Source organism: Mucilaginibacter sp. KACC 22773 (genome assembly GCF_028736215.1).
Lineage (GTDB): Bacteria > Bacteroidota > Bacteroidia > Sphingobacteriales > Sphingobacteriaceae > Mucilaginibacter.
Genome location: NZ_CP117883.1, coordinates 3790546 through 3815749, shown reverse-complemented (window position 1 = coordinate 3815749; position 25204 = coordinate 3790546). Strand labels below are relative to the sequence as shown.

At 43.6% G+C, this 25204-nt stretch carries 26 protein-coding genes; 21 read left to right on the top strand and 5 right to left on the bottom strand.

What is annotated here, in order from left to right:
- Positions 1-14 precede the first annotated feature (14 nt).
- The 3 genes from moaC to PQ469_RS15735 are packed head-to-tail and all read left to right on the top strand — an operon-like array spanning position 15 to position 2705.
- A complete protein-coding gene (moaC, locus tag PQ469_RS15745) occupies positions 15-485 on the top strand; it encodes a cyclic pyranopterin monophosphate synthase MoaC (RefSeq protein WP_443192796.1) in 471 nt (156 codons plus the stop codon).
- Positions 466-1650, top strand: coding sequence for an NTP transferase domain-containing protein (locus PQ469_RS15740; protein ID WP_274208532.1), 1185 nt, complete (start codon positions 466-468; stop codon positions 1648-1650). Before moaC ends, PQ469_RS15740 begins: the two co-directional genes overlap by 20 nt.
- Entirely contained in the window at positions 1650-2705 is a 1056-nt protein-coding gene (locus PQ469_RS15735) for a HesA/MoeB/ThiF family protein (RefSeq protein ID WP_274208531.1), read from the top strand. Before PQ469_RS15740 ends, PQ469_RS15735 begins: the two co-directional genes overlap by 1 nt.
- 82 nt (positions 2706-2787) lie before the next feature.
- Here the strand turns inward: PQ469_RS15735 and PQ469_RS15730 are convergent, their stop codons facing one another.
- The 3 genes from PQ469_RS15730 to PQ469_RS15720 all read right to left on the bottom strand — a co-directional run bounded on the left by PQ469_RS15730 (position 2788) and on the right by PQ469_RS15720 (position 3983).
- Positions 2788-3210, bottom strand: a complete 423-nt coding sequence (locus PQ469_RS15730; protein ID WP_274208530.1) for a molybdenum cofactor biosynthesis protein MoaE — start codon at positions 3208-3210, stop codon at positions 2788-2790.
- Positions 3211-3217: 7 nt separating this feature from the next.
- Positions 3218-3646, bottom strand: coding sequence for a GNAT family N-acetyltransferase (locus tag PQ469_RS15725; RefSeq protein ID WP_274208529.1), 429 nt, complete (start codon positions 3644-3646; stop codon positions 3218-3220).
- Positions 3647-3740: 94 nt separating this feature from the next.
- Positions 3741-3983: a MoaD/ThiS family protein gene (locus PQ469_RS15720; RefSeq protein WP_090649787.1), complete on the bottom strand. Its 243-nt coding sequence runs from the start codon at positions 3981-3983 to the stop codon at positions 3741-3743.
- Between the two features lie 125 nt (positions 3984-4108).
- Between PQ469_RS15720 and fdhD the strand changes: the two genes are divergently transcribed.
- Genes fdhD through PQ469_RS15705 form a run of 3 tightly spaced genes read left to right on the top strand, consistent with a single transcriptional unit; the run spans position 4109 to position 7633 of the window.
- Positions 4109-4978: a formate dehydrogenase accessory sulfurtransferase FdhD gene (gene fdhD / locus PQ469_RS15715; RefSeq protein ID WP_274208528.1), complete on the top strand. Its 870-nt coding sequence runs from the start codon at positions 4109-4111 to the stop codon at positions 4976-4978.
- Positions 4962-5315, top strand: a complete 354-nt coding sequence (locus PQ469_RS15710) for a DUF7009 family protein (RefSeq protein WP_274208527.1) — start codon at positions 4962-4964, stop codon at positions 5313-5315. Before fdhD ends, PQ469_RS15710 begins: the two co-directional genes overlap by 17 nt.
- Complete coding sequence (locus tag PQ469_RS15705) at positions 5315-7633, top strand: FdhF/YdeP family oxidoreductase (RefSeq protein ID WP_274208526.1); 2319 nt, start codon at positions 5315-5317, stop codon at positions 7631-7633. Before PQ469_RS15710 ends, PQ469_RS15705 begins: the two co-directional genes overlap by 1 nt.
- 33 nt (positions 7634-7666) lie before the next feature.
- Here the strand turns inward: PQ469_RS15705 and PQ469_RS15700 are convergent, their stop codons facing one another.
- Positions 7667-8920, bottom strand: coding sequence for an arsenic transporter (locus PQ469_RS15700; protein ID WP_274208525.1), 1254 nt, complete (start codon positions 8918-8920; stop codon positions 7667-7669).
- Positions 8921-9217: 297 nt separating this feature from the next.
- Between PQ469_RS15700 and PQ469_RS15695 the strand changes: the two genes are divergently transcribed.
- The 4 genes from PQ469_RS15695 to PQ469_RS15680 all read left to right on the top strand — a co-directional run bounded on the left by PQ469_RS15695 (position 9218) and on the right by PQ469_RS15680 (position 15279).
- On the top strand, positions 9218-12049 hold the full coding sequence (locus PQ469_RS15695) for a TonB-dependent receptor (protein ID WP_274208524.1): 2832 nt from the start codon (positions 9218-9220) through the stop codon (positions 12047-12049).
- Between the two features lie 27 nt (positions 12050-12076).
- On the top strand, positions 12077-13501 hold the full coding sequence (locus PQ469_RS15690) for a hypothetical protein (RefSeq protein ID WP_090649803.1): 1425 nt from the start codon (positions 12077-12079) through the stop codon (positions 13499-13501).
- 149 nt (positions 13502-13650) lie between these two features.
- A complete protein-coding gene (locus tag PQ469_RS15685) occupies positions 13651-14670 on the top strand; it encodes a hypothetical protein (RefSeq protein ID WP_274208523.1) in 1020 nt (339 codons plus the stop codon).
- A 45-nt stretch (positions 14671-14715) separates the two neighbouring features.
- On the top strand, positions 14716-15279 hold the full coding sequence (locus PQ469_RS15680; RefSeq protein ID WP_274208522.1) for a histidine phosphatase family protein: 564 nt from the start codon (positions 14716-14718) through the stop codon (positions 15277-15279).
- 133 nt (positions 15280-15412) lie between these two features.
- On the opposite strand, the gene PQ469_RS15675 is transcribed toward PQ469_RS15680, so the two are convergent.
- Entirely contained in the window at positions 15413-15769 is a 357-nt protein-coding gene (locus PQ469_RS15675) for a hypothetical protein (RefSeq protein ID WP_274208521.1), read from the bottom strand.
- A 244-nt stretch (positions 15770-16013) separates the two neighbouring features.
- Between PQ469_RS15675 and PQ469_RS15670 the strand changes: the two genes are divergently transcribed.
- The 11 genes from PQ469_RS15670 to PQ469_RS15620 all read left to right on the top strand — a co-directional run bounded on the left by PQ469_RS15670 (position 16014) and on the right by PQ469_RS15620 (position 25165).
- The gene (locus PQ469_RS15670) at positions 16014-16331 is read left to right on the top strand and encodes a ferritin family protein (RefSeq protein WP_090649817.1); all 318 of its coding nucleotides are present in this window, start codon (positions 16014-16016) and stop codon (positions 16329-16331) included.
- Between the two features lie 11 nt (positions 16332-16342).
- Positions 16343-16861: an O-acetyl-ADP-ribose deacetylase gene (locus PQ469_RS15665; RefSeq protein ID WP_090649823.1), complete on the top strand. Its 519-nt coding sequence runs from the start codon at positions 16343-16345 to the stop codon at positions 16859-16861.
- A 63-nt stretch (positions 16862-16924) separates the two neighbouring features.
- Complete coding sequence (locus PQ469_RS15660; protein WP_274208520.1) at positions 16925-17506, top strand: Crp/Fnr family transcriptional regulator; 582 nt, start codon at positions 16925-16927, stop codon at positions 17504-17506.
- Positions 17507-17738: 232 nt separating this feature from the next.
- Positions 17739-18770, top strand: a complete 1032-nt coding sequence (locus tag PQ469_RS15655; protein ID WP_274208519.1) for an alpha/beta hydrolase family protein — start codon at positions 17739-17741, stop codon at positions 18768-18770.
- A gap of 307 nt (positions 18771-19077) precedes the next feature.
- Positions 19078-21495: a glycoside hydrolase family 3 N-terminal domain-containing protein gene (locus tag PQ469_RS15650; RefSeq protein WP_274208518.1), complete on the top strand. Its 2418-nt coding sequence runs from the start codon at positions 19078-19080 to the stop codon at positions 21493-21495.
- Positions 21496-21870: 375 nt separating this feature from the next.
- Positions 21871-22314 (top strand): DUF695 domain-containing protein, encoded by a 444-nt coding sequence (locus PQ469_RS15645; RefSeq protein ID WP_274208517.1) that lies wholly within the window; start codon positions 21871-21873, stop codon positions 22312-22314.
- A 16-nt stretch (positions 22315-22330) separates the two neighbouring features.
- Positions 22331-23053: a DUF2071 domain-containing protein gene (locus tag PQ469_RS15640; protein ID WP_274208516.1), complete on the top strand. Its 723-nt coding sequence runs from the start codon at positions 22331-22333 to the stop codon at positions 23051-23053.
- Between the two features lie 2 nt (positions 23054-23055).
- Positions 23056-23430, top strand: coding sequence for a hypothetical protein (locus PQ469_RS15635; RefSeq protein ID WP_274208515.1), 375 nt, complete (start codon positions 23056-23058; stop codon positions 23428-23430).
- A 10-nt stretch (positions 23431-23440) separates the two neighbouring features.
- A complete protein-coding gene (locus PQ469_RS15630) occupies positions 23441-23860 on the top strand; it encodes a VOC family protein (protein WP_274208514.1) in 420 nt (139 codons plus the stop codon).
- A 279-nt stretch (positions 23861-24139) separates the two neighbouring features.
- Entirely contained in the window at positions 24140-24670 is a 531-nt protein-coding gene (locus PQ469_RS15625) for a hypothetical protein (protein WP_274208513.1), read from the top strand.
- Between the two features lie 51 nt (positions 24671-24721).
- Entirely contained in the window at positions 24722-25165 is a 444-nt protein-coding gene (locus PQ469_RS15620) for a hypothetical protein (protein ID WP_274208512.1), read from the top strand.
- Positions 25166-25204: the final 39 nt, after the last annotated feature.

The window sequence follows — 25204 nt, the reverse complement described above, 5'->3', positions numbered from 1 at the left end:
CAGATAAAATTATAATGTTAACCCATATAGATAAACAAGGCAACCCATCAATGGTTGATGTATCTGCAAAGCAGGTAACACAACGTACCGCAACGGCACGTAGCATTGTTGTTTTGCCCGACGAGGTGTTGCAGCATTTGATAGATGGTGATCTGATCAGCAAAAAAGGGCCTGTTTTTCAAACAGCGATAATTGCAGGTATTATGGCCGCCAAAAAAACCGGCGAACTGATCCCGCTTTGTCACCCTTTGGGTATGGACAATTGCCAGGTTACTGTTGAAGTGAATGAGCAGCAGGAAATTGTGATTGAATGTACGGCGAGCATTACTGCCAAAACGGGTATCGAGATGGAAGCACTTGTTGGCGCGTCTGTAGCGGCGCTTACCGTTTATGATATGTGCAAGGCCATGAGCCATGATATTGTGATAAAAGAAACCAAACTGATAGCAAAAACAGGAGGTAAACGTGATTTTAAAAGAGCATAATCCCGAGGGGAAGCATAAAAAACACGCCAAACTGGCAAGGCCTTCCACCGGGAATTTTGGAAGAAACGAATGGGCAATTGTTGGCGGGCCATGTACAGTAATAAAATTACTGGCCGACGATATAATAGCTGCTTTATCCTCAAGCTATAAATGTGCATATGCCGATACAGCACACAATCATGATATTACACAGGTACCAGGTAGATTGGCGAGTGGTGCTATAGTGGATTATACCGACCAGGTAAACTACCAGCAATTTAATTTTCAAAACCCGCTGATGCCTTACCAGCTTAAACAGCAATTTGCCAATGCCGACCTGGTACTGGTGAACGGTAACCACCAGCAGGCAAATGCGCAGGTTGTTATTATCGATATTAATAAAAAGGCATCACTGCAAAAACGGGTTGAACAGTTAACCAACGTACAACTGTTTTTATTAGCCGATTACAGCGACGAACCTTTTGATTTTATAAAGGAAGCTATCCCAAACTGGCAACAGATTACCGTTTATAGATTAGCAGACAGGGAAAGGATCATCACTTTTTTTGAAACCAATTTGCAACAGGTAAGGCCTGTACTAAACGGATTGGTGTTGGCCGGCGGACAAAGCCTGCGTATGGGTTTTGATAAAGGGAACGTAAACTGGCATGGCAAGGCCCAGCGCTACCACATGGCCGATATGCTAAAACCTTTCTGCAACGAAGTTTTTATATCCTGCAGGTCCGGTCAGCAAGGTGAAATAGATAAGCAGTACCCATCGCTGGAAGACACCTTTACGGGGCTTGGTCCTTTTGGGGCGATATTATCGGCATTTCGGGAAAAACCGGATAGCGCCTGGCTGGTTATCGCCTGCGATCTGCCTTTGATGGATGAGGGTACCTTGCGTAATTTGGTAGCCTGGCGTAACAGTTCTTCTGTCGCTACAGCCTACCATAGTCCGGTAACAGATTTTCCTGAACCGCTTATTGCCATTTGGGAGCCGAAAAGTTATCCTGTATTATTGTCTTATTTGGCGCAGGGGTATTCTTGCCCGCGTAAGGTGCTCATCAATACCGATATTACACTATTAAACCCGCCGGAACCGGAGGCATTAACCAATGTGAATACACCGGATGAACTGGAAAAAATAAAACGGGTTATACACCAAAAAACAGCCACAAGCTAATGGATACCGATGATCTGAGATATAGCTGCCAAATTGCCCTGCCTGGTTTCAGCGAAGCCATACAGCAGCTATTGCAGCAGGCAAAAGTACTGATAGTAGGAGCCGGAGGGCTGGGTTGTCCCGCAGCACAGTACCTTACATCAACGGGAGTTGGTACTATAGGCATCGCCGATTTTGATGTGGTATCTGTAAGTAACCTGCACCGCCAGGTTTTGTATACGCCTGAGGACATTGGAAAGGAAAAAACCACGCTTGCCTGCGGGCGTTTACAAAAACAAAATCCGGGTATAAAGCTGGTGCCTCATAGGGAGAAGATCACTTCGGCCAATGTGTTAGATATTGTAGGCCCTTACGATATTGTAGTTGATAGCACCGACAACTTTGAAACCCGTTATTTATTAAATGATGCCTGTGTTTTAAGTGGGAAACCTTTGGTTTACGGTGCCATTTACCAGTTTGAAGGCCAGGTAGCTGTATGGAACGTACTTAATAAGGATGGGCAAAGGTCGCCTAATTACCGCGATCTTTTCCCCGAGGTGGATGCCACCCAGATCCCTAATTGTACAGAAGGTGGTGTGATCCCTACGTTGGCAGGTATTATTGGCAGTATGCAGGCCAACGAGGTAATTAAATACATCACCAAAACCGGCGAACTGCTTGCCGGTAAAGTATTGATCTTTGATGCTCAAAGCATGCAGAGCCGCATCATTAAAATTGGCTTGATCACCAAAACACATATCAGGCATTTGGCTGCTACAATTACTTTTTCAACCATATCTGCAGAAGAACTTAAAAGGCGCATGCAGGAAGATGATACTATCGAACTGATTGACGTACGTACAATTCAGGAGCGTGATGCCTATGATATTGGCGGTACGCATATTCCTTTAGACGAGCTGGAAGAGGATATGCCATACTTCACCAGTACCAATACTAAAGTGTTGTACTGCTCAACCGGCAAAAGAAGCGCCGAAGCGGTAAAGCTGATCCTGAAAAGAATTCCCGAGGCTGATGTGTTATCGCTGGAAGGAGGGTTGAGTTTATATACAGAATAGGCTGATGATATGTTTCCTGTGGGTAAAATACTGTCCGTTTACTTATAAAATCCGAAATCGTAAAACCCAAATCCGAAATCAATCAAGGATGTGCTGCCACCCAGACCTCTCCATCTTCAAAAGCCTCCTTTTTCCAGATGGGTACTGTTTGTTTAAGGGTATCTATAATATAGCGGCAGGCATCAAATGCAGCCTCCCGGTGGGCGGCAGATACAGCTATGATCACTGGTATTTCGCCAATTTGTAACTCGCCTGTACGGTGGTGGATCAATACTTTCTGTACCGGCCATTTTTCAAAGGCCCGGTTGGCTATCTTTTCCATCTCGCTTATTGCCATAGGCTCATATGCTTCAAAATCGAGTTTTAAAACTGCTTTGCCTTTAGTGGCATTGCGTACGGTACCAATAAATACGTCTATCCCGCCAGATTTCGGCGACATCACCCAGTCAATACAGGACTGTGCATTCAGACTTTCCGCGGAAAGTAATACTTGTATATTGTTCATGGATTGCTTAATCAATTAACGATTTCATCAAATACTTTGGCGACTCATGGTAACCCTGGCGCTCATAAAAACGGTGCGCGTCAACCCGGCGCGAATGGCAATGCACCTCTATCCGGTCGCATTTTTTTTCGATAGCCAAATTTTTAAAATGTTCCTCCAATGATTTTCCAACTCCTTTGCTGCGGGCATTCTCGTCCACGGCAAAACAACTTATCCTTGCAAAACTGCCTTTAACTACCAATTGTGTTAAAAAATCAAAAGCAATAAAGCCTGCAACCTGCCCATCCAATTCATAAACCAAAACTTCCGATTGTGGCTGACTAAGCATCTGTTCCAGGTTTTCTGCTAAAAAGGCTTCCGTCCCCGGATAACCCAATTGATCCAGTAAGTTTGATATAGCAGACTGATCGGCCAAAGTGGCTCTTCTGATACTCATTTTTTTTACGATATAAAGATTGAAAGAACAAGCGAACAGGAAATAAGTCCTTGCTCCTTTGTCCGATAGTCCTTTGTCCGAAAGTCCCCAAAAACTATCCTCCGCTTACCGGTGGAATAATAGCTATTTCGTCGCGTTCGTGGATGGTATCGCCGGGTAAGGCATACTCGTTATTTACGGCAACCATATACGATGCCAATTGCTTTAAGCGTGGATATTGCTGCTCAAGTACATACTTCAAATTGTAAATAGTAGCGTCATTTGTTAATTCCAAACTTACCAGCGAACTTCCGAATATCTCCTTTGTTACACCAAATGCCAGCACATTGATCTTCATCCCTCAAAATTAGGGCAAAATGAGATATAATATACCATAGAATTTTAAATAATTGATATTCAAAAACTCACCCTTTAGCCAAGCGGCTGACTAAACAACTTGTGTGCTAAATTGTATATTTACATATGGCCGTCAAATCCACACATCAAATACCTGTTGTTAAAGTTACAGCTGCAACCAACATCCGGGCAACCGATGCGCTTGCTGTTGAAGAACCTTTAGAGATAAGGCTGGAGTACGGAAAAGAAGGGCAGCGGCAGGTACAGAATATTTCGGTTACTATGCGTACGCCGGGGCACGATGCCGAACTTGCAAACGGTTTTTTATTTACAGAAGGTATTATAAAGGATGCGGATGATATTACATCAACCGCTCATTGCTTTATTGCCTGTGCCGAAAATAAGGAGAATGTGATCCAGGTTACCTTAAATCCCGGTGTTGTACCACTCCTGCAAAATAGCGGGCGTAATTTTTATACCACATCAAGCTGCGGGGTATGCGGCAAAGGCTCTATAGACGCCATTCGCACGGTGAGTAATTTTACCGGCCTGGTGGCAGATCATGATGCCGTGGCTGCGGAGATTTTATACCGGCTACCCATTATTTTACAAAGGAATCAGCGGGTATTTGCTGATACCGGCGGTTTGCATGCATCGGCTTTATTCACCACGCAAGGCGAATTATTATTGCTGCGCGAGGACGTAGGCAGGCACAACGCGGTGGATAAATTGATAGGGGCGGCCCTTGGTTATGGCTGGTTCCCCCTGCAGCAAACCATATTGCTTTTGAGCGGCAGGGCAAGTTTTGAGCTGGTACAAAAGGCGGTTATGGCCGGCATTAATATTATTGCGGCTGTAGGCGCTCCCTCAAGCCTGGCCGTACAATTAGCCGAAGAATTTAATATTACCCTGATAGGTTTCCTGCGCGATGAGCGTTTTAATATTTACACCGCGGCACACCGCGTATTGATACCAAATTATGAAAATACGTATTAAAGGCAATTCATTAAGATTCAGGCTTACAAAAAGCGATGTAGCGCAACTGGCGGAGGAAGGCCATCTGCAGGAAGAAATCGACTTTGGCAGCCAGCAGCTATACTATGCCATTAAAGCGGTTGAGGATGATCACCTGTCGTCGATATTCAGGGAAAATACCATTATCCTGTTTGTACCCAATGATGTGATTAAAGAACTTGCGGAAACTGATAAGATTGGTTTTGAAGGTAAACATGGCAGCCTGCACTTATTGGTAGAAAAAGATTTTACCTGCCTGGATAATGTCGCCGAAGATCAGAGCGACAACTACCCCAATCCTTTAGCCGATAAAAAGTGATGAGTAAAGATGTTAAAGAACAGCCATCAGCAGAAAATCCTGAAGAACTGCTCAACCTGAAAATCAGTAAGCCAAAAGTATGGGCAGCCGGCGTTCCCGCGGTAACTGTTGCTTTGGTTGATATTTTGCAGGAATCGGGCTTTGTGCGCGGCATGGAAGGCCTGTTTAAAATGAACAAAAAGGATGGCTTTGACTGCTCGGGCTGTGCCTGGCCCGATCCGGATGATGACCGGTCGCCAATTGCCGAGTATTGCGAGAACGGGGCAAAAGCCCTTGCAGAGGAAGCCACCACAAAAAAGCTCACAGCTGAATTTTTTGCCCAAAACTCTGTTTTTGATTTGGCCAAACTAAATGATTACGAGATAGGTAAAAAGGGCCGGATAGCCCAGCCTGTATACCTGCCCAAAGGCGCTTCGCACTACCAACCCATCAGTTGGGACGAGGCTTTTAAAAAGATAGCCGATAAATTAAATAGCCTGGCATCGCCAAATGAGGCTGCATTTTATACCTCGGGGCGCACCAGTAACGAGGCTTCGTTTACCTACCAACTATTTATTCGTGAGTATGGTACCAACAATATGCCCGATTGTTCAAATATGTGCCACGAATCAACCAGCCTGGGGCTGGCCGAGGCCATTGGCATAGGCAAGGGAACGGTTACTTTAAATGATTTTTATGATACCGATGTAATCATTATCATTGGGCAAAACCCTGGTACCAATCATCCCAGGATGCTGAGCGCCCTCGAAAAAGCAAAGCAACATGGGTCTAAGATCATTGCTGTAAATCCGCTGCATGAGGCGGGCTTGATGGGCTTTAAAAATCCTCAAACGGTGAAAGGCGTATTGGGAATAACCAGCCAGTTAGCCGATTTGTACCTCCAGGTAAAGATCAACGGCGACATGGCATTATTGAAGGCTATTGAAAAATTGCTATATAAGGCCGAATTGGAATCTCCCGGTACGGTGTTCGACCATGAATTTATAAAAAACAATACCGAAGGCTACGTAGCATTTTTAAACCATCTTAATGAATACGATTTAAACCACCTGGCCAACGAAGCCGGCGTACCTTTAACACAAATAGAGCAGGCCGCCGATATGCTCAAGGATAAAACCCGCATTATCATTTGTTGGGCTATGGGCGTTACCCAGCATAAAAACGGCGTCGCCACCGTTAAAGAAATTGTTAACCTGGCTATGCTGAAAGGTGCAATAGGTAAACCGGGCGCTGGCCTTTGCCCGGTGCGCGGTCACAGCAATGTGCAGGGCAACCGTACCATGATGATATTTGATAAGCCTAAACCCAAACAACTGGACAAACTGAAAGAGGTTTTTGGTTTTGAACCACCGCGCCAACATGGTTACGACGTAGTAGAGTCAATACAGGCCATGCACGAGGGTAAGCTGAAGGTGTTTTTTGCCATGGGAGGTAATTTTCTTTCGGCTACGCCGGATACCACTTATACGGCCGATGCAATGCGTAAGCTCGAGCTGTCTGTTCACGTATCTACCAAACTCAACCGCAGTCATTTGGTACATGGTGATGAAGCTTTGATATTACCAACACTTTCGCGCAGTGATAAAGATATGGTTAATGGCGAAGCGCAGTTCATCAGCTGCGAAAACTCGATGGGGGTTGTGCAAATGTCGAAGGGAATGCTGGAGCCCATCTCTAAGGATCTCTTGAACGAGAACCAGATTGTTTGCAGGCTGGCTAAAGCCACCTTGGGCAAGCGTTCTGTTATTGATTGGGATAAGTACGCCAAAAGTTATGATGCCGTACGCGATGACATTGCCAAAGTAATTCCTGGGTTTGAAGATTATAATCAAAAGGTACGTGTACCGGCAGGCTTTTATTTGCCCAATGGTCCGCGGGAAGGCAAGTTTGAAAATATTAAGTTTGGCAATAAGGTTGATTTTAACATTGCCGGTCTGCCCATACATGAACCAAAAACAGGGGAATTCCGGATGACAACTATCCGCAGCCACGATCAGTTTAACACCACTATCTACGGGCTGAACGACCGTTACCGCGGAATCCACAACGAGCGCCGGGTGATATTCATGAACGAGAAGGACATAGCCAAAGCCGGTTTCAAAGAAGGGGAGCACGTAGACCTGTACAATAACTTTGGCGGGGTTGAGCGTGTGGCCCGCTTGTTTGTGGTGGTTCCCTACAACATCCCCGAAGGCAACACCGCAACCTATTACCCCGAAGCCAATGTGCTGATCCCGATTGATAGCGTGGCCGAAAAAAGCAATACGCCAACCTCAAAACTGGTTTTTATCAGTGTAAAAAAACATGAGGTGAAGTGATATTCCACAGTAATAATTTTACAGCCGTTGTAACTATATCCACAAAGTCCCTAATGCAAACAGCAACGAAACCGTCATAACCAACGCCCCCAGCTTTAAAAACGTCCAAAAGCTTACATCCAGTCCTTCGCGGCGTAGCGCAACCAGCCACAGGATAGTTGCCAATGAGCCCGTTACCGATAGATTTGGCCCAAGGTCGATGCCGATAAGTACCGAACTTTTGATAATTTCGGGTACATTGCCCTGTACAACGTTGCCGGCTATTAACCCGGTTGGCAGGTTGTTCATCAGGTTACAGGCAAAGGCGGTAATGATGCCGCTACCCCAGGCCGTCGCATTTACTGAATGTGCGGCATTTTCATGAAGCAGGGTTGTTAAACGCTCTATAATACCGGTTTTGCCCAGCGCCTCTACAATAACAAATAACCCGGCAACCAGGGGCAGCACGGCCCAGGAAACTCCTTTTATCACCATCCACGGATTTTTTTTAGCCCTGGTAATTACAATGGCCGATGTTAAAATTCCTGTTATGGCAGTTGGCAGGCCTAATTGAATATCAAGTGCTGATGCAATCAGCAAAATAACGGCTGTAGCACCTATACCAATAATGGCTGTTTTGCCGCCCTGAGCCAAAACCGGGATAGTGATATCTGTTTCAATTTTTGCTTTTAAAGCCTCGCGCTGTGTTAAGCGCAACATGATATAAGTAACCGTTATAGCAAAAAAAGAAGGCAAAATATATTGCGCCAGCCAATGTAATAGCGGTGGCATATGGCTTCCATAAATTACCAGGTTGGCCGGGTTTGATATGGGCAATACAAATGAGGCGGCATTGGCTATAAACGCGCAAATAAACAGGTAGGGTAGGGGCTTATCAACCTTAGCAGCCCTTACAGCGGCTGCCACAGCGGGGGTAAGTACAACAGCAGTGGCATCGTTTGATAAAAATATGGTAACCACCACGCCAACAAGGTATATGAGCAGGAAAAGCCTGCTTGCCGACCCTTGAGCCATCCGCGCGGCGTGAGCCGCCAGCCAGTCAAACAGTTTTTCTTCGCGGGCGGTTTCGGCAAGCAGCATCATGCCGGTTAAAAACAGGTATACATCAGTGCCTTTGCCAATGCCCGTTAAGCCATCGTCAGGTAATATCAGTTTAAAAATAACCAGCAAAACAGCCCCTGCTACGGCCCAAACTACCTCAGGTATTTTAAACGGCCTTATAATGACGCCCGCTACGGCAAAAAAAGAAATTATCCAGATGTAAGTATGCCCCATATAATTATTCAAAGATGTTGAATTAATTGATTATGGGTATACAATTGCTTTTATTTTGATGGATTTTGCTATAAGCCATTTTGATATTCCCCGGAATTTTATCATCAATTACCCGAAAAAATATATTCAGGGGATGTTAAATTTCTTCATTTTGGTGTTTACTTATTGTTAGGTAAAAGTGTGTTTTTAATGAAGAAGTTAGGTCATTGTTAACTTATGGAAACCATTGAGTTAATTAATAGATAATAGACTTAAAATTCAAAATTGCTACAGATTTGATGGGGTTTCTTTGCTGAAAATATCGTGTTAATGAAACAGATTTATTCAGCATTGATCTTCATGTTTTTCGTCTCAGGTTCTTATGCTTCTACCATATCGGGCTCTGTTTTTGATAAAAATGTTAACGAACAACTTGTTGGCGCAACATTAGTACTACTGCCCGGCCCGGTTAAAGCAGTTTCAATGCTTAATGGAAAATATGCATTCAGCAATTTAAAAGCGGGTACTTACAGATTAAAGGTTTCATACATTGGTTATGTATCAATTGATACTACTATAACACTTGCCGACAATCAAAATTTAAAACTAAACTTCGCCCTTGTTTCAAATACTTCCAGCTTAAATGGCGTAACCATATCCGCAAAGGGCAATAAAGAATCGGACAGGTATGCCAAAAGGGCTGAGCAACGGGCCGATAACCTGGTTAACATAGTTTCGGCCAATTCTATTGCCATATCACCCGATATTACTGTTGCCAACGTGCTGGCACGTGTTTCCGGTGTTTCTATCGAGCGGGGAAATACAGGTGACGGGCAGTATGCCATTATCAGGGGGATGGATAAGCGTTATAATACAACGTTGATAAACGGGGTGAAAATTCCGAGCCCGGATAACAAGAACCGGTATGTACCATTAGATATATTCCCCGCAGATTTGGTTGAACGGATTGAGATTTCAAAATCATTAACTCCCGATATGGAAGGCGATGCCTCCGGAGGTGTTATCAACATGGTGATGAAAACAGCGCCGGATGAATTCAGGTTAGAGGGAAATGTTGGCGCGGGTTATAGCCAGTTATTTTCAAAACGACCATTTGACAGTTTCAACACATCGTCAATAAATAAACAGTCGCCAGCCGAAATTTTGGGAAATGGTGTTTATGCGCCGATTTCTTCTTTTCCTTACAATAACCTGGTAACAAGTACAAAAAAGACCCCTATCAACAGCAATTTTAGCCTAACGATAGGCGATAGGTTTTTAAATAAAAAACTCGGTGTAATATTTTCAGGTACTTATCAAAATACCTATGCGGGCAACAATACATCGGTATTGGTTCAAAATGCAACATTAGGGCCGGCGGCGGGCCCCAATGCCACGATGACACAGGTTTTCCCCGATTACCAAACCCGTAAATACTCCTCGTTAACCAATAGGCTTGGCTTGATCTCGACAATCGACTATAAATTTAATGCAGATAATACGGTAAGCCTTTTTGGTACTTACCTGCAACTAAATGAAGACCGGGTACGGTTAACCAACGATATTCTTTTGGGCAACTATTCTTATAACGGTTATATAGGCGGTTTTCAAAACAACAACCAAACCCAAACCAGGCAGGATTTGCAGAGCATTTACAGCCTGATATTGTACGGTAATAATAAACTCGCTTCGTATTTTACTACAGATTGGTCTTTAGTTTATTCGCAGGCTAAACAACAATTGCCAGATTATGCAGCGTTCAATACCTCGCAGCAAATTAGCCCTAATGCTTCAGGTACAGCCACCTCACTCTCATACGGGCCTGTCTCGGTAGAAAAAGAAACACGTGAATGGACCCGCAATACAGACAGGGATATATCGGGTTATTTGAATTTGCATTATAGCACCAAAATAAACAATCATACTACACAAATTGGATTTGGTGGTATGGCAAGGCACAAAAACAGGGATAACTACGATAATCAATATAAGCTGAGCCCGGTTCCGGATGCCGATTCAACTTACCAGAAATATGTTTCTATCCCCGCTTCGCAATTTAAATTTATACCCAATACCGATGCTTTAGGTACAGCGTTTAGTAACCCCGGCGTTTATACTTTTCAGGAAAATATTCAGGCCGGATATGTACAGGCAAAGTATTTTATAAATGACCGTTTTGATGTTCTATTTGGGTTACGGGCCGAGCATACATCACAATCATATGATTCATCATTACCGGCAACTATAGCAGGTAAATCGGCATCTATAACTTATACCGATTATTTACCAAGCGTGAACGCTAAGTATGCGTTAAGTAATAACCAGGCTTTAAGGTTATCTTATTTTAAATCGGTTTTACGCCCCGCATATTCAGACCTGGTCCCATACCAGGATAATACCGGCTTTGCTACAGATAATTTCCCGATACAAGGTAACCCGCATTTGCAACACTCGGTTATCGATAATTTCGATTTCAGGTACGAGGTTTTCCCGAACGGTTTAGACCAGTTTATGGTGGGCGCATTTTATAAAACAATTACCAATCCTATTGAATACGCCCTGGTGCAAACAGACTTTTCGGCCAACCTTACGTTAAGCCCATATAATTTTGGAACAGCCCATAATTATGGCCTGGAGGCTGTTTTTCGTAAATTCTTCGGCAATGTTGGCGTGTCAGGTAACTATACTTATACCCATTCGGTTATCAATTCTACCAAGAAATTTACTTACGTAGATCCAGCTGATAACAGTTTCCATAATATAGAGGTAAACCAATCGCGTCCGTTACAGGGACAGTCGGCACATGTAGGTAATTTTTCATTACTGTATAAAGATGGTAAGCACAAATTAGATGCGCAGCTTGCCGCGGTTTACACGGGCGAAAGAATAAATACCCTGTCATTATATAAAGATCTTGACAACTGGGAAAGGCCAACTATCAACCTCGATTTTTCTGCCCAGAAGGAGTTTAGTGAGCATTACATTGTATATGTAAAAGTTAACAACCTGTTAAACACGCCTTATAAATTAATAATAAAACAATCAAACAAAGCTTATAGCGGCAATAATAAGCTGCCAATACAAGATAGCCCTAATTATGCTACTGTAGAAAACGACAAGTTTTACGCCAGGTTCCTGGTTGGTTTCCGGTTTAAATTTTAACAATAAATTACTATAACCCATTTAATCATGAAAAATTTAAGAAATGCATTGGTTTGCCTATCAGCATTGGTACTGGCAGCGTGCAGTAAAAGTAAAGATAACGCCGTTATATCGGTTCCGCTGTTGCAAGTAGGGCAAGCGGTTAGCAATACCGCGCCGCTATCCGGCTCAATCAAAGGCACAATGCTTGCCGGTAAAACGTACACCATATCTGGCGATGTTACCATTAATGCAACAGATACCCTTTTAATTCAAAAAGGGGTTACTGTAAAAGTAACTAACTCGGCTACTTTTATTGTAAAAGGCACATTGGTTAGTTTAGGCACCAAAGACGCTCCGGTTACTATAACTGATCCGCGCAGAACCAAAACTACAGGTAACTCAACGGCCGCAACAGATTCTGCCTATGCAGGCGGATGGGGCGGTATTTACGCCGATGTTACCTGCAAATTGTTAGTTATTAAATGGACACATCTTGATTTTGCAGGCGCAGGCTTAAAATCACCTCCGTTCACCGGCCCGTCAACCGGCGATCAGTATGCTATATACTGGCAAAATCCAGACGGAAATTTTATTTTAGAAGATTCATGGATTTATGGTACGCCTGATGATGCTGTCCGTTTTTATGGTGGCCATGTCAATATGATGAGGAATACTTTGGAGAAATGTGGCGGGCTTGGCGGCGATGGTTTTAATGCCAAAGGCGGTACGCAGGGCAACATGGCGTATAACCTGATTATTGGTGGTGCTACCAATGGAACAAAATCGGCAAATGATGGGGCAAAAGGATCTATCCAATGCCAGATAGCCATGTACAATAATACCTATGTTAATGGCGGTTTCAGAAACCACGGTGTATACGGCGCACGCTCCGGATCTGTTGAAGTTGAAAATAACTCAAGAGCGTTAGCTTACAATAACCTGATTGTTGATTGTAATTTTGGTGTGCGTATTGCCGGTGGTAACAATGTTACTGCTAAAGTTTATTTAGCCGATACTTTAAGCCATGCAGATGGCCCTATCACTAAAACTGCTTATGGTTATAATTTCTATTATGCCGATAACGTTGCTATTGCCAATCAGTTTGTACCAACAAATATTGCGCAAGCTGTTGTAACACATCCACAAGCTACCGATATACCTAATATGAAAGCATTTTTAGGTGCCGCTTACACCTTTGGTTTTAAATATGACGGTACAACATTGGTAGGCCAAAACAACCCAATGTTTGTAAACTATCCGCTTCCAAACCTGAATTTTGTAAACCAGGCATCTGTTGATGCATTTAACTTCCGCCTTCAGGCAGGTTCACCTGCTGTTGGCAAGGGCTACACCGGCTTTAGTGCTATTGCTAATGTTCCGGTTGACCCTAACTTTGGTTCAAGCGGCATAACCCCTCCGGGTAAAGATATCGGCTGCTACCAAACTGATGGTACCGGCAACCAGCATTAATAATAGTAGTAAGTAGTAAGTAGTAAGACTTCGGCGTCAGAGAGATAACATATCGCAAAGTCGCTAACTTTTAAGTTTAGCTGCTTTTGCGCTTATCTTAATCCTTGACTCTTGATTCTTAATTCTTAACTTCAATAATCATCAACAGCATGACAACCCCATTTAATGTAAATAAAACAACTAAATACATTAAATGTGGGTTGTTTTGTTTTTTGATAATTATTGCAACGGCCTGTAAAAAAACAGGTAGTAGTGTTGTGCCGGTAAAAGATACGGTGGCAACAACGCCACCGGTCACTCCGGTTGTATTCCCGTCTCCAACATACGATCCCGCATCGTTAGATACTACCAGGCTATTTAACGCGGTGCCGGTAACCAATCATCTTTTCCGGACAGATCTTGTAGAGATATCGGGCGTTGCCGCAAGCAGGTTAACCCCTGGATTGCTTTATATTCATAACGATAGCGGCAACCCAAACCAGGTTTACCTTACCGACGGAACCGGTGCCGATAAAGGAACGCTCACCTTAACCCGGGAAAGCAACCGCGATTGGGAAGATATAGCCGTAGGCCCCGGCCCGGTTGCAGGTAAAAGTTATGTATATGTTGCCGATATAGGCGATAACGATGCGAAATATAAAACAATAATGATCTACCGTTTCCCTGAACCCGATTTAACCGGAAAAACTTTACCGGTTACTTTGGATATAAATGATGTAGATAAAATTGAACTGCGTTATCCGGACGGCTCCCGTAACGCAGAGACACTGATGATTGACCCTAAAACAAAAGATATTTATATTGCCAGTAAAGAGAATAATCTTTCAAAAATTTATGTGGCCAGGTACCCCCAAAGTACCGTCGCGATAATAACGTTAACTCCTGTTGTTAAGTTGCTGTTTAACAAAGCAACCGGCGGAGATATATCTGCCGATGGTACCGAAATTTTACTGAGGAGCAAGGAGTCTATATGGTACTGGAAGTTGCCCGCGGGCCTTTCCATAACTGCCGGGCTGCTCACTAAACCGCAATATGCCCCTTACTTCAATAACGAGCCACAAGGCGAAGGTGTATGTTTTGCTGCAGACGGCTCCGGGTATTATACCAACACCGAAGTAAGGGACTATCCCGGTTCTTTAGCTACTATTTCTTTTTATAAAAGAAAATAATCCCCAATTACAAGCTCATCTTCATCATTGATTAAAACTGAAAAAATGAAGTTTTTTAAAATTTTATTTATGGCAACTATTGCTATAAACGCTTGTTGCTTAAATGCCTTTGGTCAAAAAAGCATTTCTAACGATTTGAAAATAGTCTTCATCCGCCATGCCGAGAAACCGCTTAAAGGCGATAACCTTACCTGCGAGGGTTTAAACCGGTCGTTAAAACTACCGGCTGTAATAACTGCAAAGTTTGGTATCCCGGCGTTTGTGTTTGTGCCCTCACTTGGTTTGGGCGAGGCTACCAAACATGCCCGCATGTTCCAAACTATTGTACCGCTTGCGGCCAAATACAATTTAACCATCAACAGCAGCCGTACCGAGAACGATTCGTTAGGCATGGCGGCAGATCTTAAAAGTCGTAACGGTGTTGTACTTGTTGCCTGGGAACACGGAGGTATTGCACCAATAGCAAGGGCGCTTGGTGTAAAAGAAAGTGGTTTAAAATGGCCGGATGACGATTACGACAGCATTTGGATAGTAACCTTTGATAATGGAGTTGCTGTTTTAAACAAAGATAAAGAAGGCATCGTTGCCTCAAAAGGATGCGATTTTTAACATGACGTTACTGAATGCAAGCCTGTTTCAAAATTAAGTATTACAGGTTAAATAGATGATAGTTTTCGATGAGTGAGAGGCGGGGGGGCAAAGGCCCAAACAGTTCGGTATCCCGTTAAAACAATGCATTGAGCTATTTATCCAGCTTAAACTTTATGATAACACTATTTCGGCCACGGTAATATTTCCCGGTAATAACCTCCGGTAATTTATCATGTGAATCCTGGATGTTGGCGAGTACAAAATATTCGATTTTTTGGATATATCTTGATTGGAACATCAGGTGGTTGCTTGCATCGGCGTGACCGCTGTTTGCATAATAGGTTACGCTGCCCATTTGTATCTGGCTTGAGCCGCTGAAGCCAATAGCCAGTTTAAGTTTAATTTGCCGGCCGTGTAAATTTGCCGTGTAAGTTGCGGTACGCGGCTGGGCAAACCCTAAAAAAGGTAATAAACTTAACGCCAGTATGAGTAAAGCTTTAGGCTGCATAAAATTGGTTTATAAACAATAGTACGGGCAAGGTTATGTGGAGGTTACAAAATAAATTCAAAAGTCAAAATTCAAAATGGACTGTCTGGTTGAATAATAAATAAAATACATCGTCGAATAATAAAGTTTTTCACCACTCACCACTTTCTACCTTTCGCCTTTAACCTTTCCCCTTTCACACCACCTAAATAAACATCCATTCAAACAAAAAACGACTCCGGTGTTTTAATTAATAAAAAGTATTATGTCATTTGATCAATACCACGAACCAGTAAATGAATTGTCGGCCGAAACTCGCACATTTGCAAGGATGATTGTTTCGCTTACCGAGGAGGCCGAGGCCATAAACTGGTACGAGCAACGGATAGCTGTAGAAACAGATAACGACGCCAAAGCCATTATGCAAAATGCCCAGCATGAGGAGTTTAAACATTTTGGTATGGATTTGGAATTTTTGCTGCGTAAAAAGCCCGTTTGGCGCACCACTTTAAAGGCCATCCTGTTTCAACAAGGTGATATTGTTGAATTGGGTAGCAAAGGCGAGGAGGCGGCTGAGGACTAAACTATTTTACCATGAGTAACCAACGAATAAAACTGGTACAGGGCGATATTACCAAAATTAAGGCCGATGCCATTGTAAATGCTGCCAACACATCGTTACTGGGCGGCGGGGGAGTTGACGGCGCCATCCACAGGGCGGGCGGCAAAGCCATACTGGAAGAGTGCATCCAGATTCGTAACCGACAGGGCGGCTGCAAAACCGGCGAGGCGGTAATTACTACAGGTGGTAATCTTCCGGCTAAATACGTGATCCACACGGTTGGACCGGTTTATAATAATGGCGGCAAAGGCGAGGATGGATTACTGGCTTCCGCCTATTTAAACAGCCTTAAACTGGCTGCTGAAAACCACGTGGAAACCATTGCTTTCCCTAATATCAGTACGGGTATTTACCATTTCCCTAAAAAGAAAGCGGCAACCATCGCCATAAAAACAGTACAGGATTTTCTGGCAGAGAACGACGGTATTAAAGAGGTAGTTTTTGTTTGCTTTGATGACGAAAACTGTGGTATTTACAAAGGTTTGTTGTAGCAATGTGGAATATTGTTTTAAGGTGATAAGGGATTACGCTTAAATATTTATTATGTTAGCTACATGCACCCGGTTTTAAAACAATACTTTTCTGGTAAGATTGATCTTTCTGCCGGGCACGAGGCATTGATTGACCGTTGCTTTAAGCTGAAACATGCTAAGCGGAACGAAATATTGGTACCAAAAGGCAGTGTAGCTAAAAATATTTACTTTGTGATCAAAGGCTGTCTCCGGGTTTTCCTGGTTGACGACAGCGGGAATGAGTCTACCAGGTTTTTGATATTTGAAAACAATATGGGCACCGCTTTCCCAAGTTTTATCAACGGCACGCCGTCCCTGGCTGCAATTCAAAGCCTGGAGGCATCAGAATTGCTGGTGCTAAGCCGGCACGACAGGGATCTCCTGCTAAAAGAGGTTCCCGGCTGGGAAACCATGTACCGCATAGGGCTTGAGCAGGATTATATCGCGTCTATCCAACGGATAGAGAGCCTGATCACCATGGATTCAAAAGCCCGATACCAGGTGCTGATGGATACCCGTCCGGATATCATCAGGCGTTTGCCCAACAAAATAGTGGCCGATTACCTGGGCATCTCGCAGGAAACGCTTAGCCGGCTGAAGGCCCACCGGCCCACTAAAGCCTAAGCTCCCGCGAGCTTCCAGCTCGTGGGTCGCATAGTTTCAGCTTTCAGCTGAACTTAAGCCAAAGGCTTAAACCAGATTACCCCACGAGTTCCACTAACGCTACCCTCACATGAGTTTGGCACACTTAACCAAACCAATGACTAATGACCACTGACCAATTTGATTTATTGACAATTGTCAATCTTTTTGACAACGATAAGCACTTGATTTGTACTATTAAACCATCAAAATTATGTACAGGCAAATTGTAATCTCCTTTATATTTTTACTATCAGGTAATATCGTTTTAGCGCAAACCAATATTGGCCAGCGCACTTTTCAGTTTAAAGATCAAAAGCGTAACCGCCCGGTAACAACCGAGGTTTGGTACCCCACTACTGATTCGGTAAAACAGGCTGATAAATACTTTTCGCCATTTACCCGTGTGCAAACCGTGCGCAACGGAAAACTGCCTGCGGTTAAGTTGCCGGTTATTATGCTGTCGCACGGCACCGGTGGCGGCAGGTTAACACTAGAATGGCTGGCAGCCGCGTTGGCGCAAAACGGCTTTATTGTGGCCGCTGTAGATCATTGGGGCAATACTTATGATAACAAGATAAAGCTGGAGTTTTTAAAGGCCTGGGAGCGCCCGCAGGACATTAGTTTTGCATTAACCTCGCTATTGAACGACCGGGATTTTAAGGCAATAATAGATCCCGACAGGATAGGGGCGGCCGGCTTTTCATTTGGAGGGTTTACGGTAATAGCCCTCGCAGGCGGCGAATTTGATTTTGATGTGCTGCGCAATTACTATAAAACCGCAGGCCGTAAAGAAATCGAAATTCCCGAATATCCCGGCCTTGTAAAATCGCTGGATGATAGCACGCTGTTAACCGAATCAAAACATTATCCTCCGCTGAAAGATAAGCGTATCAAAGCATTTTTCTCTATTTCGCCGGCCCTGGGCCCTGGTTTTGTAAAAAGGCAGCAGGTGAAAAACATCAGCAGTCCTGTTTATATCGTGGGTTCGCAAAGCGACACTATAGCGCCCGTAAAAACTAACGCCATCCATTACCACCAATTGATAAAAGGATCGCAGCTGTACATTAACCCCGGCAAAACCGGGCATTATGTAATGTTGTCAGAAGCCATCGAACCTGTAAAAAAGGAAGCACCTGTGCTATTCGCCGATGATCACACTGTTAACAGGCATGCCGTGCACCTGAAGATGGATAGTTTGGCTATAGCGTTTTTTAGGAAGACATTAAGCCCCCCGGCCCCCTGAAGGCGGAGTAAAACTTATAGGTGATTTGTGGAGCTTATATACACTCCCTCAATTGTTATTAAATGGAAGAATTATGAACCATTTAAATATCGAACCCCGAATGTCCAATAACGAATAATGAAAGAAAACTTCGGTGTTGGAGATTCAAAATTCATTATTCGATATTATCGGTACTTCTGGTTTGCTTAACTAATGCTATTGAACACTCCCCCTTCAGGGGGCCGGGGGGCATTGTAACAGCTTGGTGATATATTCCCGGCATTACTATATTCTCCTATATTTGAAATACAAACCGCAATTCATCTACATGAGAAAAAAGTATTACCTGCCGCGCATTTGCGTGGTAACGGCAATGGCTGCCGGGCTTACCTTATCAGCATCAGCACAACAAAAAAATATTTATCATAAAGGCTGGATAGACTTTAATAAAAATGGTAAAATGGATGTGTTTGAAGACCCATCTCAAACCATTGATAAGCGCGTTGCCGATTTACTAAGCCAGATGACCGTTGACGAAAAAACATGCCAGATGGCCACGCTATATGGTTATAAACGGGTACTCAAAGAGGAAATGCCTGTCGCCAACTGGAAAAACGAGATCTGGAAGGATGGCATAGCCAATATAGATGAAGAACTAAATAACCTTACATCGCATACAGATGATGCGCCTACGCAATATTCGTTCCCCTTTAGCAAACATGCTTCGGCAATTAATACCGTGCAAAAATGGTTTGTTGAAGAAACCCGAATGGGTATCCCGGTTGATTTTACCAACGAAGGGATCCATGGCCTGAATCATGACCGCGCCACGCCTTTACCGGCGCCTATCAGCATTGGCAGTACTTTTGATAAACAACTGGTACGCCAGGCAGGCCAAACCGTAGGCCGCGAAGCCAAAGCTTTGGGCTATACCAACGTATATGCCCCCATACTTGACCCCGCCCGCGACCAGCGCTGGGGCCGCGTGGTTGAGTGTTATGGTGAAGACCCCTTTCATATTGCCGAAATGGGCAAACAAATGGTTGTGGGTATACAGGAGGAAGGTGTTGCCTCAACCCTTAAACACTTCGCGGTATACAGTGTACCCAAAGGTGGCCGCGATGGTGCAGCGCGTACCGATCCGCATGTGGCACCAAGGGAAATGCACCAGGTTTATTTATACCCTTTTCGCCGGGTTATCCAGGAAGCGCACCCTATGGGGGTAATGAGTAGTTACAATGATTGGGATGGCGTGCCTGTAACCGGTAGTTACTACTTTTTAACACAATTACTGCGCCAGCAATTTGGCTTTAATGGTTATGTAGTGAGCGATAGCGAAGCGGTTGAATACCTTTATTCTAAGCACCATGTAGCGGCCGATTATAAAGAAGCTGTGAGGCAGGCGGTTGAGGCGGGCCTTAATGTGCGCACCAATTTTACCATGCCGCAAACCTTTATTTTGCCGCTGCGCGAGCTGATTAAAGAAAACAAGATTTCGATGAAGGTAATAGACTCGCGGGTGGGGGATGTGTTGCGTGTAAAATTCCGCCTTGGTTTGTTTGATAGCCCGTATGTTAAAGACCCGAAGGCTGCCGATAAAGTTGTACATACCACCGATGACGCCGCCATGTCGCTCAAAATGAACCGCGAATCGATGGTGTTGTTGAAAAATGAAGGCGGCTTGCTGCCTTTGGATAAAAAGAGATATCCCCGGATATTAGTTACCGGCCCATTGGCTAAAGAAACCAATTATGCCATCAGCCGTTACGGCCCCTCGCATAACCCGGTTACCAGTGTTTACGATGGGCTGGTCAATTATATGGGCAACGATGGTGTAATTGTATATGCCAAAGGTTGCGACATGATAGATGCCACCTGGCCCGAGAGCGAGATTATTGAAACGCCGCTTACTCATCAGGAACAAATAGAAATTGATAACGCCGTAAACCAGGCCAAAAATGTGGATGTAGTTATAGCCGTTGTAGGCGAAGATGTAGATAGGGTAGGCGAAAGCCTATCGCGCACCGGCTTAAACCTTCCCGGCAGGCAATTGAAGCTGATACAGGCCTTACAGGCTACCGGCAAGCCCGTGGTTATGGTAATGATAAATGGGCAGCCGCTTACCATCAACTGGGAAAATAAATATGTGCCGGCTATTTTAGAGGCCTGGTTCCCGAGTGTGCAAAGCGGGCAGGTAATAACCGAAACGTTGTTTGGTGATAATAACCCGGGTGGTAAGCTGCCCATCACTTTCCCAAAAACCACAGGGCAAATTGAATTCAACTTTCCGTTTAAGCCCAATGCCCAGGCAGGGCAGGGCGGTCCCAACAGCTGGGGTAAAACCAGTGTAAACGGCGCTTTGTATCCATTTGGTTATGGCTTAAGTTATACCACATTTGAATACAGCAACCTGGTAGTATCGCCTGAGCAGGAGAATTCCCAGGGCGATGTACAGGTAAGCGTGGATGTAACCAACACAGGCGCCCGCGCCGGCGACGATGTGGTACAACTATACCTGAAAGACGAAGTAAGCAGTGTAACCACCTACGAGTATGATTTGCGCGGTTTTGAACGTGTAAATCTTAAACCCGGCGAAAAAAGAACGGTACAGTTTACCCTGCACCCCGATGACCTGGCCCTGCTGGATAAAAATATGAACTGGACAGTTGAACCAGGCAAATTTATGGTGATGATAGGCAGTTCATCGGAAGATATTAAGCTGAAAAAAGAATTTGAGGTAAAGTAAACGACTTTAAATAACCAATTAGTGAAAGACTTGCGAACAATAAATTTCGATTTCGCTGATTTGACATTAGTTCTTTCCGACTCCCGGGTCTTACTAAAATCTCATTTTAGTGCAAGGTGTGGCGCGTTTAAATGCGGGCGGCTGACTGATGAGAAGGGATGGGATGAGGCAGTTTTTAGCATTAAAGTGTGTGTACCGGTACGGGGTGAAACACCCTGGTACGGGGTGTACACAACCGGTGGTTAATATTTTTAACCTAAACGGGGTTTTTAACCGAAAAAACAGTCTTATGCTCGACCGGTAATCCGCGCTTAAAAATAAAATGAAAGGTTTGCGAAGTTTAATAATCGCAAACCTTTTTTGTAATATTGATATATGATTGAAGATTTATACCTGGGCGACTCATGGATCTCACTCGAGTTTTCGACGGACGGAGGTTTGCCTGTTTTTGTAAAATTTAGGCCTTACCTGCAAAATTTTATTGATACCGGTTTTTATAACCACCGGATGGATGTGATTTGGTCATATAATTCGCCCAATGAAACTTTGCTGCCGCACGAAATAGATCTTGACCTGATGGAGCAGGTTGAGGAAGCGCTTGCAGATATTTTGGAAGAGGATAATCAAACTATCCTGGCGTTTTCATTTACCGGCGAAAATGAACGATGGTGGGCATGGTATACTACTGATGTTGATATAGCAGGCGAACGCCTGAACGTGGCATTGGCAGGCTTTGATGAATTACCAATCAGTATTACCGCCAATACCGACCCGGACTGGGACGAGTATAACGGTGTGCTGGAAGATTTTGCCGAATAGCTTTTAATAACCTCACATGAAAATACCTACTATTACCGGTATTATAGACAGGCGCATATTGATTAACTTTGCAGTCGATCCTGATATTGCCAAATTAATAGTTCCGGCCCCGTTTAGTCCTAAAATTGTTAATGGTAAAGCCATTGTGGGTATTTGCCTTATCCGGTTAAAAGATGTAAGGCCTAAAGGAATGCCCGCTTTTGTTGGGGTGGGTTCCGAAAACGGCGCGCACCGCATTGCTGTTGAATGGCAGGAAGATGGTGAAATTAAAGAAGGTGTTTACATTCCCCGGAGGGATACTTCATCCCGTTTCAACACTATTGTTGGTGGCAGGATATTTCCGGGCAGGCATTATCACGCTAAATTTGATGTTGATGAGCATAATAGTAACTATCATGTAGCTTTTGAAAGTTCGGATGGTACCACTATTAGCGTAGATGCTAAAATTGCTGATACTTTTAACAAAGATTCTGTTTTTAAGGATTTAGATGCCGCATCCGACTTTTTTAAGGCCGGGGCTATGGGCTATTCGCCAAATGGCGATAAATATGAAGGCTTGTTGCTGCATACAGAAAAGTGGAAGGTAGAAGCCCTTGAGGTAAGCAAAGTATCATCAAGCTTTTTTGAGGATGAAGCTATTTTTCCAAAAGGGACTATTGTGTTTGATAATGCGCTGTTGATGACTAATATACAGCACGATTGGTATTCAAAGCCCGATAAGGCGGTTGTAAATAACTGACCATGCCTGTAATCATTTTCCGTAAGATAAAATTTGATGCGCTGGTTATTATTATATCATTGCTGGTAAGCGGCACCTATATTTTAGATAGGGTAGTGCTGTTTTTTTTAAGGGCCTATTTGCGTAACCACTCTGATTCCCATTTCGCGACAAAAAACAAGGTGCAGGCAGATGTAACCGGAATTGCTTACTGGGCAATGTTTATAGAAAGCTACTACCTTTTTGTGTTCCATTTATTGGTACTAACAGCTGTATTGCTGGTTTTTTACCACAAACAGTTAAAATTGTATAAACGCGAACTGCTTTGGGCTTACCTCATCATTGTAGTTTGCAATATTGGGTATTTTGCCGTTGCAAGATTATTTGTTAAACATTAAACAGCGCATCATGAGCACATCAAACCAACAAATTATACCTATGCTGGCCTACGAGGATGGCATAGCGGCAATGGAATGGCTTTGCAAGGTTTTTGGTTTTACCGAGGTAACCCGCATGACTGATGAGCAAGGCCGGCTGAGTCATGGCGAAATAGCCATGGGCGAAAGCCTGGTAATGATGGCCGAGCCCACGCCAGATTACCAAAGCCCAAAGCATCATGCGCAAAATTGTGCTATAGCTGCCAAAGCTTACGAGGTGCCCTACGTTATTAACGGAGTTTTGGTTTATGTGGATGACATAACCCTGCATTATGAACACGCTAAAAGCAACGGCGCTACCATATTATCTGTACCGGAAGAAGGTTACCCCGGCACCCGTTACCGCGCTGCCGATCTGGAAGGGCAGCGCTGGATGTTTATGCAGAAGTAAATTTTAAAATGAACGAAATTTATAACCTGGAATATTGGCAATTAGATAGGGTCGTTTCAAACTCGGTACGTTTTGCGACAGTTAAAATCAATTTAGTTTATCCTTAAAGTAAATTAGCAACCCCACAATGTAGATATGCTGGATGTGGAAGCTGAATACCAAAAACAATTTGCTATATAAATAGAGTATATCGGTCAATTAGTCCAATTAAGCTCTATTATGTAATTTACTTTGTAATTAAAAGTACTTTTAATATTATTGCATAAATATTCAATTGTTATGGCAGCAGCGGGGCACTTTATTTTCGAGTTATTTAAAATAGCTATCCTGAGTTTTATTTACAGCGTTTTGCTGGGGATATTGCACTTGATTTTTTTGACTGCAAAAGGAATTAACCCCGTGTTTGGTAAACAAACATTTAACCGGCTGTTTAACATTGTTTATGCATCGCTGTTTGTGTTTTCATTTACCTATTATGGCAATCACGGCCTTGGCGATGCGGATAATATTCCGCTTGGATACGGCGAGACCATGCAGGCGGGCGATTTGCTGCCCTATTTTTGCCCGAAGGGAAAAAATCAGGTGGCTGTGAAAAATTACTTGGTGAGGGGTGACAAATTGTGCGCCACCACCTATTATGGCGTAATGGTGTACAACCTTAACACCAAACAGCTAAAAGATTTTAACAGCGATGAGCAATACAATGCATATGCAGAAAACCATGATTTACCGCCAACCGGCCAAATGCTCGGATTTGAGCAACAATACAACGAGTACTGGAGCGGATGGCGTTTTTGGTTATTACCTTAAGCCAGGTATAAGGGTCACGATTTAATCAATCAATTAGTCAATAAATTCGTAATGCGTTTTAAACAACATTTTAAAAAAACACGATTGATTTTTTGGGCTGTTGTGCTTGCTACCATCTCAGGTTGTTTCCAGATTTTTGGGCCCGGCCCGGCCACATTTGTCAAAAAATCAATTAATCCCTCGAAAACTACACAGGCCATCTTGTTTTGGAAAGGCGGCAATGCCACATCAGGTAATTCATTACAGGTATCTGTTAAAGATGCCGGCGATGATTTGGATAAAGAAGAAATGGGCAATATTTTTACTGTTGATAATGATCATGGTAAGGCCTGGCTTAACCCCAATGCTATCAGGTTGATTTGGACATCTGACAGACAGCTCAACATCGAATACGACGTAAACCTGCGAACTTTTATACAGGTTAAACGTTTTAATGATGACACCATTGTTTACCGGACATTTAAACCGGTGATTCCTACAAATCACATGGATTAATTTATTTATTATCAATTCATTACTTTTACCCAATTAATC

Excerpts from the sequence above, each read along its gene's own strand:
- moaC (WP_443192796.1), top strand. The coding sequence starts at position 15 with ATGTTAACCCATATAGATAAACAAGGCAACCCATCAATGGTTGATGTA.
- PQ469_RS15735 (WP_274208531.1), top strand. The coding sequence starts at position 1,650 with ATGGATACCGATGATCTGAGATATAGCTGCCAAATTGCCCTGCCTGGT.
- PQ469_RS15730 (WP_274208530.1), bottom strand. The coding sequence starts at position 3,210 with ATGAACAATATACAAGTATTACTTTCCGCGGAAAGTCTGAATGCACAG.
- PQ469_RS15725 (WP_274208529.1), bottom strand. The coding sequence starts at position 3,646 with ATGAGTATCAGAAGAGCCACTTTGGCCGATCAGTCTGCTATATCAAAC.
- PQ469_RS15720 (WP_090649787.1), bottom strand. The coding sequence starts at position 3,983 with ATGAAGATCAATGTGCTGGCATTTGGTGTAACAAAGGAGATATTCGGA.
- fdhD (WP_274208528.1), top strand. The coding sequence starts at position 4,109 with ATGGCCGTCAAATCCACACATCAAATACCTGTTGTTAAAGTTACAGCT.
- PQ469_RS15710 (WP_274208527.1), top strand. The coding sequence starts at position 4,962 with ATGAAAATACGTATTAAAGGCAATTCATTAAGATTCAGGCTTACAAAA.
- PQ469_RS15705 (WP_274208526.1), top strand. The coding sequence starts at position 5,315 with ATGAGTAAAGATGTTAAAGAACAGCCATCAGCAGAAAATCCTGAAGAA.
- PQ469_RS15695 (WP_274208524.1), top strand. The coding sequence starts at position 9,218 with ATGAAACAGATTTATTCAGCATTGATCTTCATGTTTTTCGTCTCAGGT.
- PQ469_RS15690 (WP_090649803.1), top strand. The coding sequence starts at position 12,077 with ATGAAAAATTTAAGAAATGCATTGGTTTGCCTATCAGCATTGGTACTG.
- PQ469_RS15685 (WP_274208523.1), top strand. The coding sequence starts at position 13,651 with ATGACAACCCCATTTAATGTAAATAAAACAACTAAATACATTAAATGT.
- PQ469_RS15680 (WP_274208522.1), top strand. The coding sequence starts at position 14,716 with ATGAAGTTTTTTAAAATTTTATTTATGGCAACTATTGCTATAAACGCT.
- PQ469_RS15675 (WP_274208521.1), bottom strand. The coding sequence starts at position 15,769 with ATGCAGCCTAAAGCTTTACTCATACTGGCGTTAAGTTTATTACCTTTT.
- PQ469_RS15670 (WP_090649817.1), top strand. The coding sequence starts at position 16,014 with ATGTCATTTGATCAATACCACGAACCAGTAAATGAATTGTCGGCCGAA.
- PQ469_RS15665 (WP_090649823.1), top strand. The coding sequence starts at position 16,343 with ATGAGTAACCAACGAATAAAACTGGTACAGGGCGATATTACCAAAATT.
- PQ469_RS15660 (WP_274208520.1), top strand. The coding sequence starts at position 16,925 with ATGCACCCGGTTTTAAAACAATACTTTTCTGGTAAGATTGATCTTTCT.
- PQ469_RS15655 (WP_274208519.1), top strand. The coding sequence starts at position 17,739 with ATGTACAGGCAAATTGTAATCTCCTTTATATTTTTACTATCAGGTAAT.
- PQ469_RS15650 (WP_274208518.1), top strand. The coding sequence starts at position 19,078 with ATGAGAAAAAAGTATTACCTGCCGCGCATTTGCGTGGTAACGGCAATG.
- PQ469_RS15645 (WP_274208517.1), top strand. The coding sequence starts at position 21,871 with ATGATTGAAGATTTATACCTGGGCGACTCATGGATCTCACTCGAGTTT.
- PQ469_RS15640 (WP_274208516.1), top strand. The coding sequence starts at position 22,331 with ATGAAAATACCTACTATTACCGGTATTATAGACAGGCGCATATTGATT.
- PQ469_RS15635 (WP_274208515.1), top strand. The coding sequence starts at position 23,056 with ATGCCTGTAATCATTTTCCGTAAGATAAAATTTGATGCGCTGGTTATT.
- PQ469_RS15630 (WP_274208514.1), top strand. The coding sequence starts at position 23,441 with ATGAGCACATCAAACCAACAAATTATACCTATGCTGGCCTACGAGGAT.
- PQ469_RS15625 (WP_274208513.1), top strand. The coding sequence starts at position 24,140 with ATGGCAGCAGCGGGGCACTTTATTTTCGAGTTATTTAAAATAGCTATC.
- PQ469_RS15620 (WP_274208512.1), top strand. The coding sequence starts at position 24,722 with ATGCGTTTTAAACAACATTTTAAAAAAACACGATTGATTTTTTGGGCT.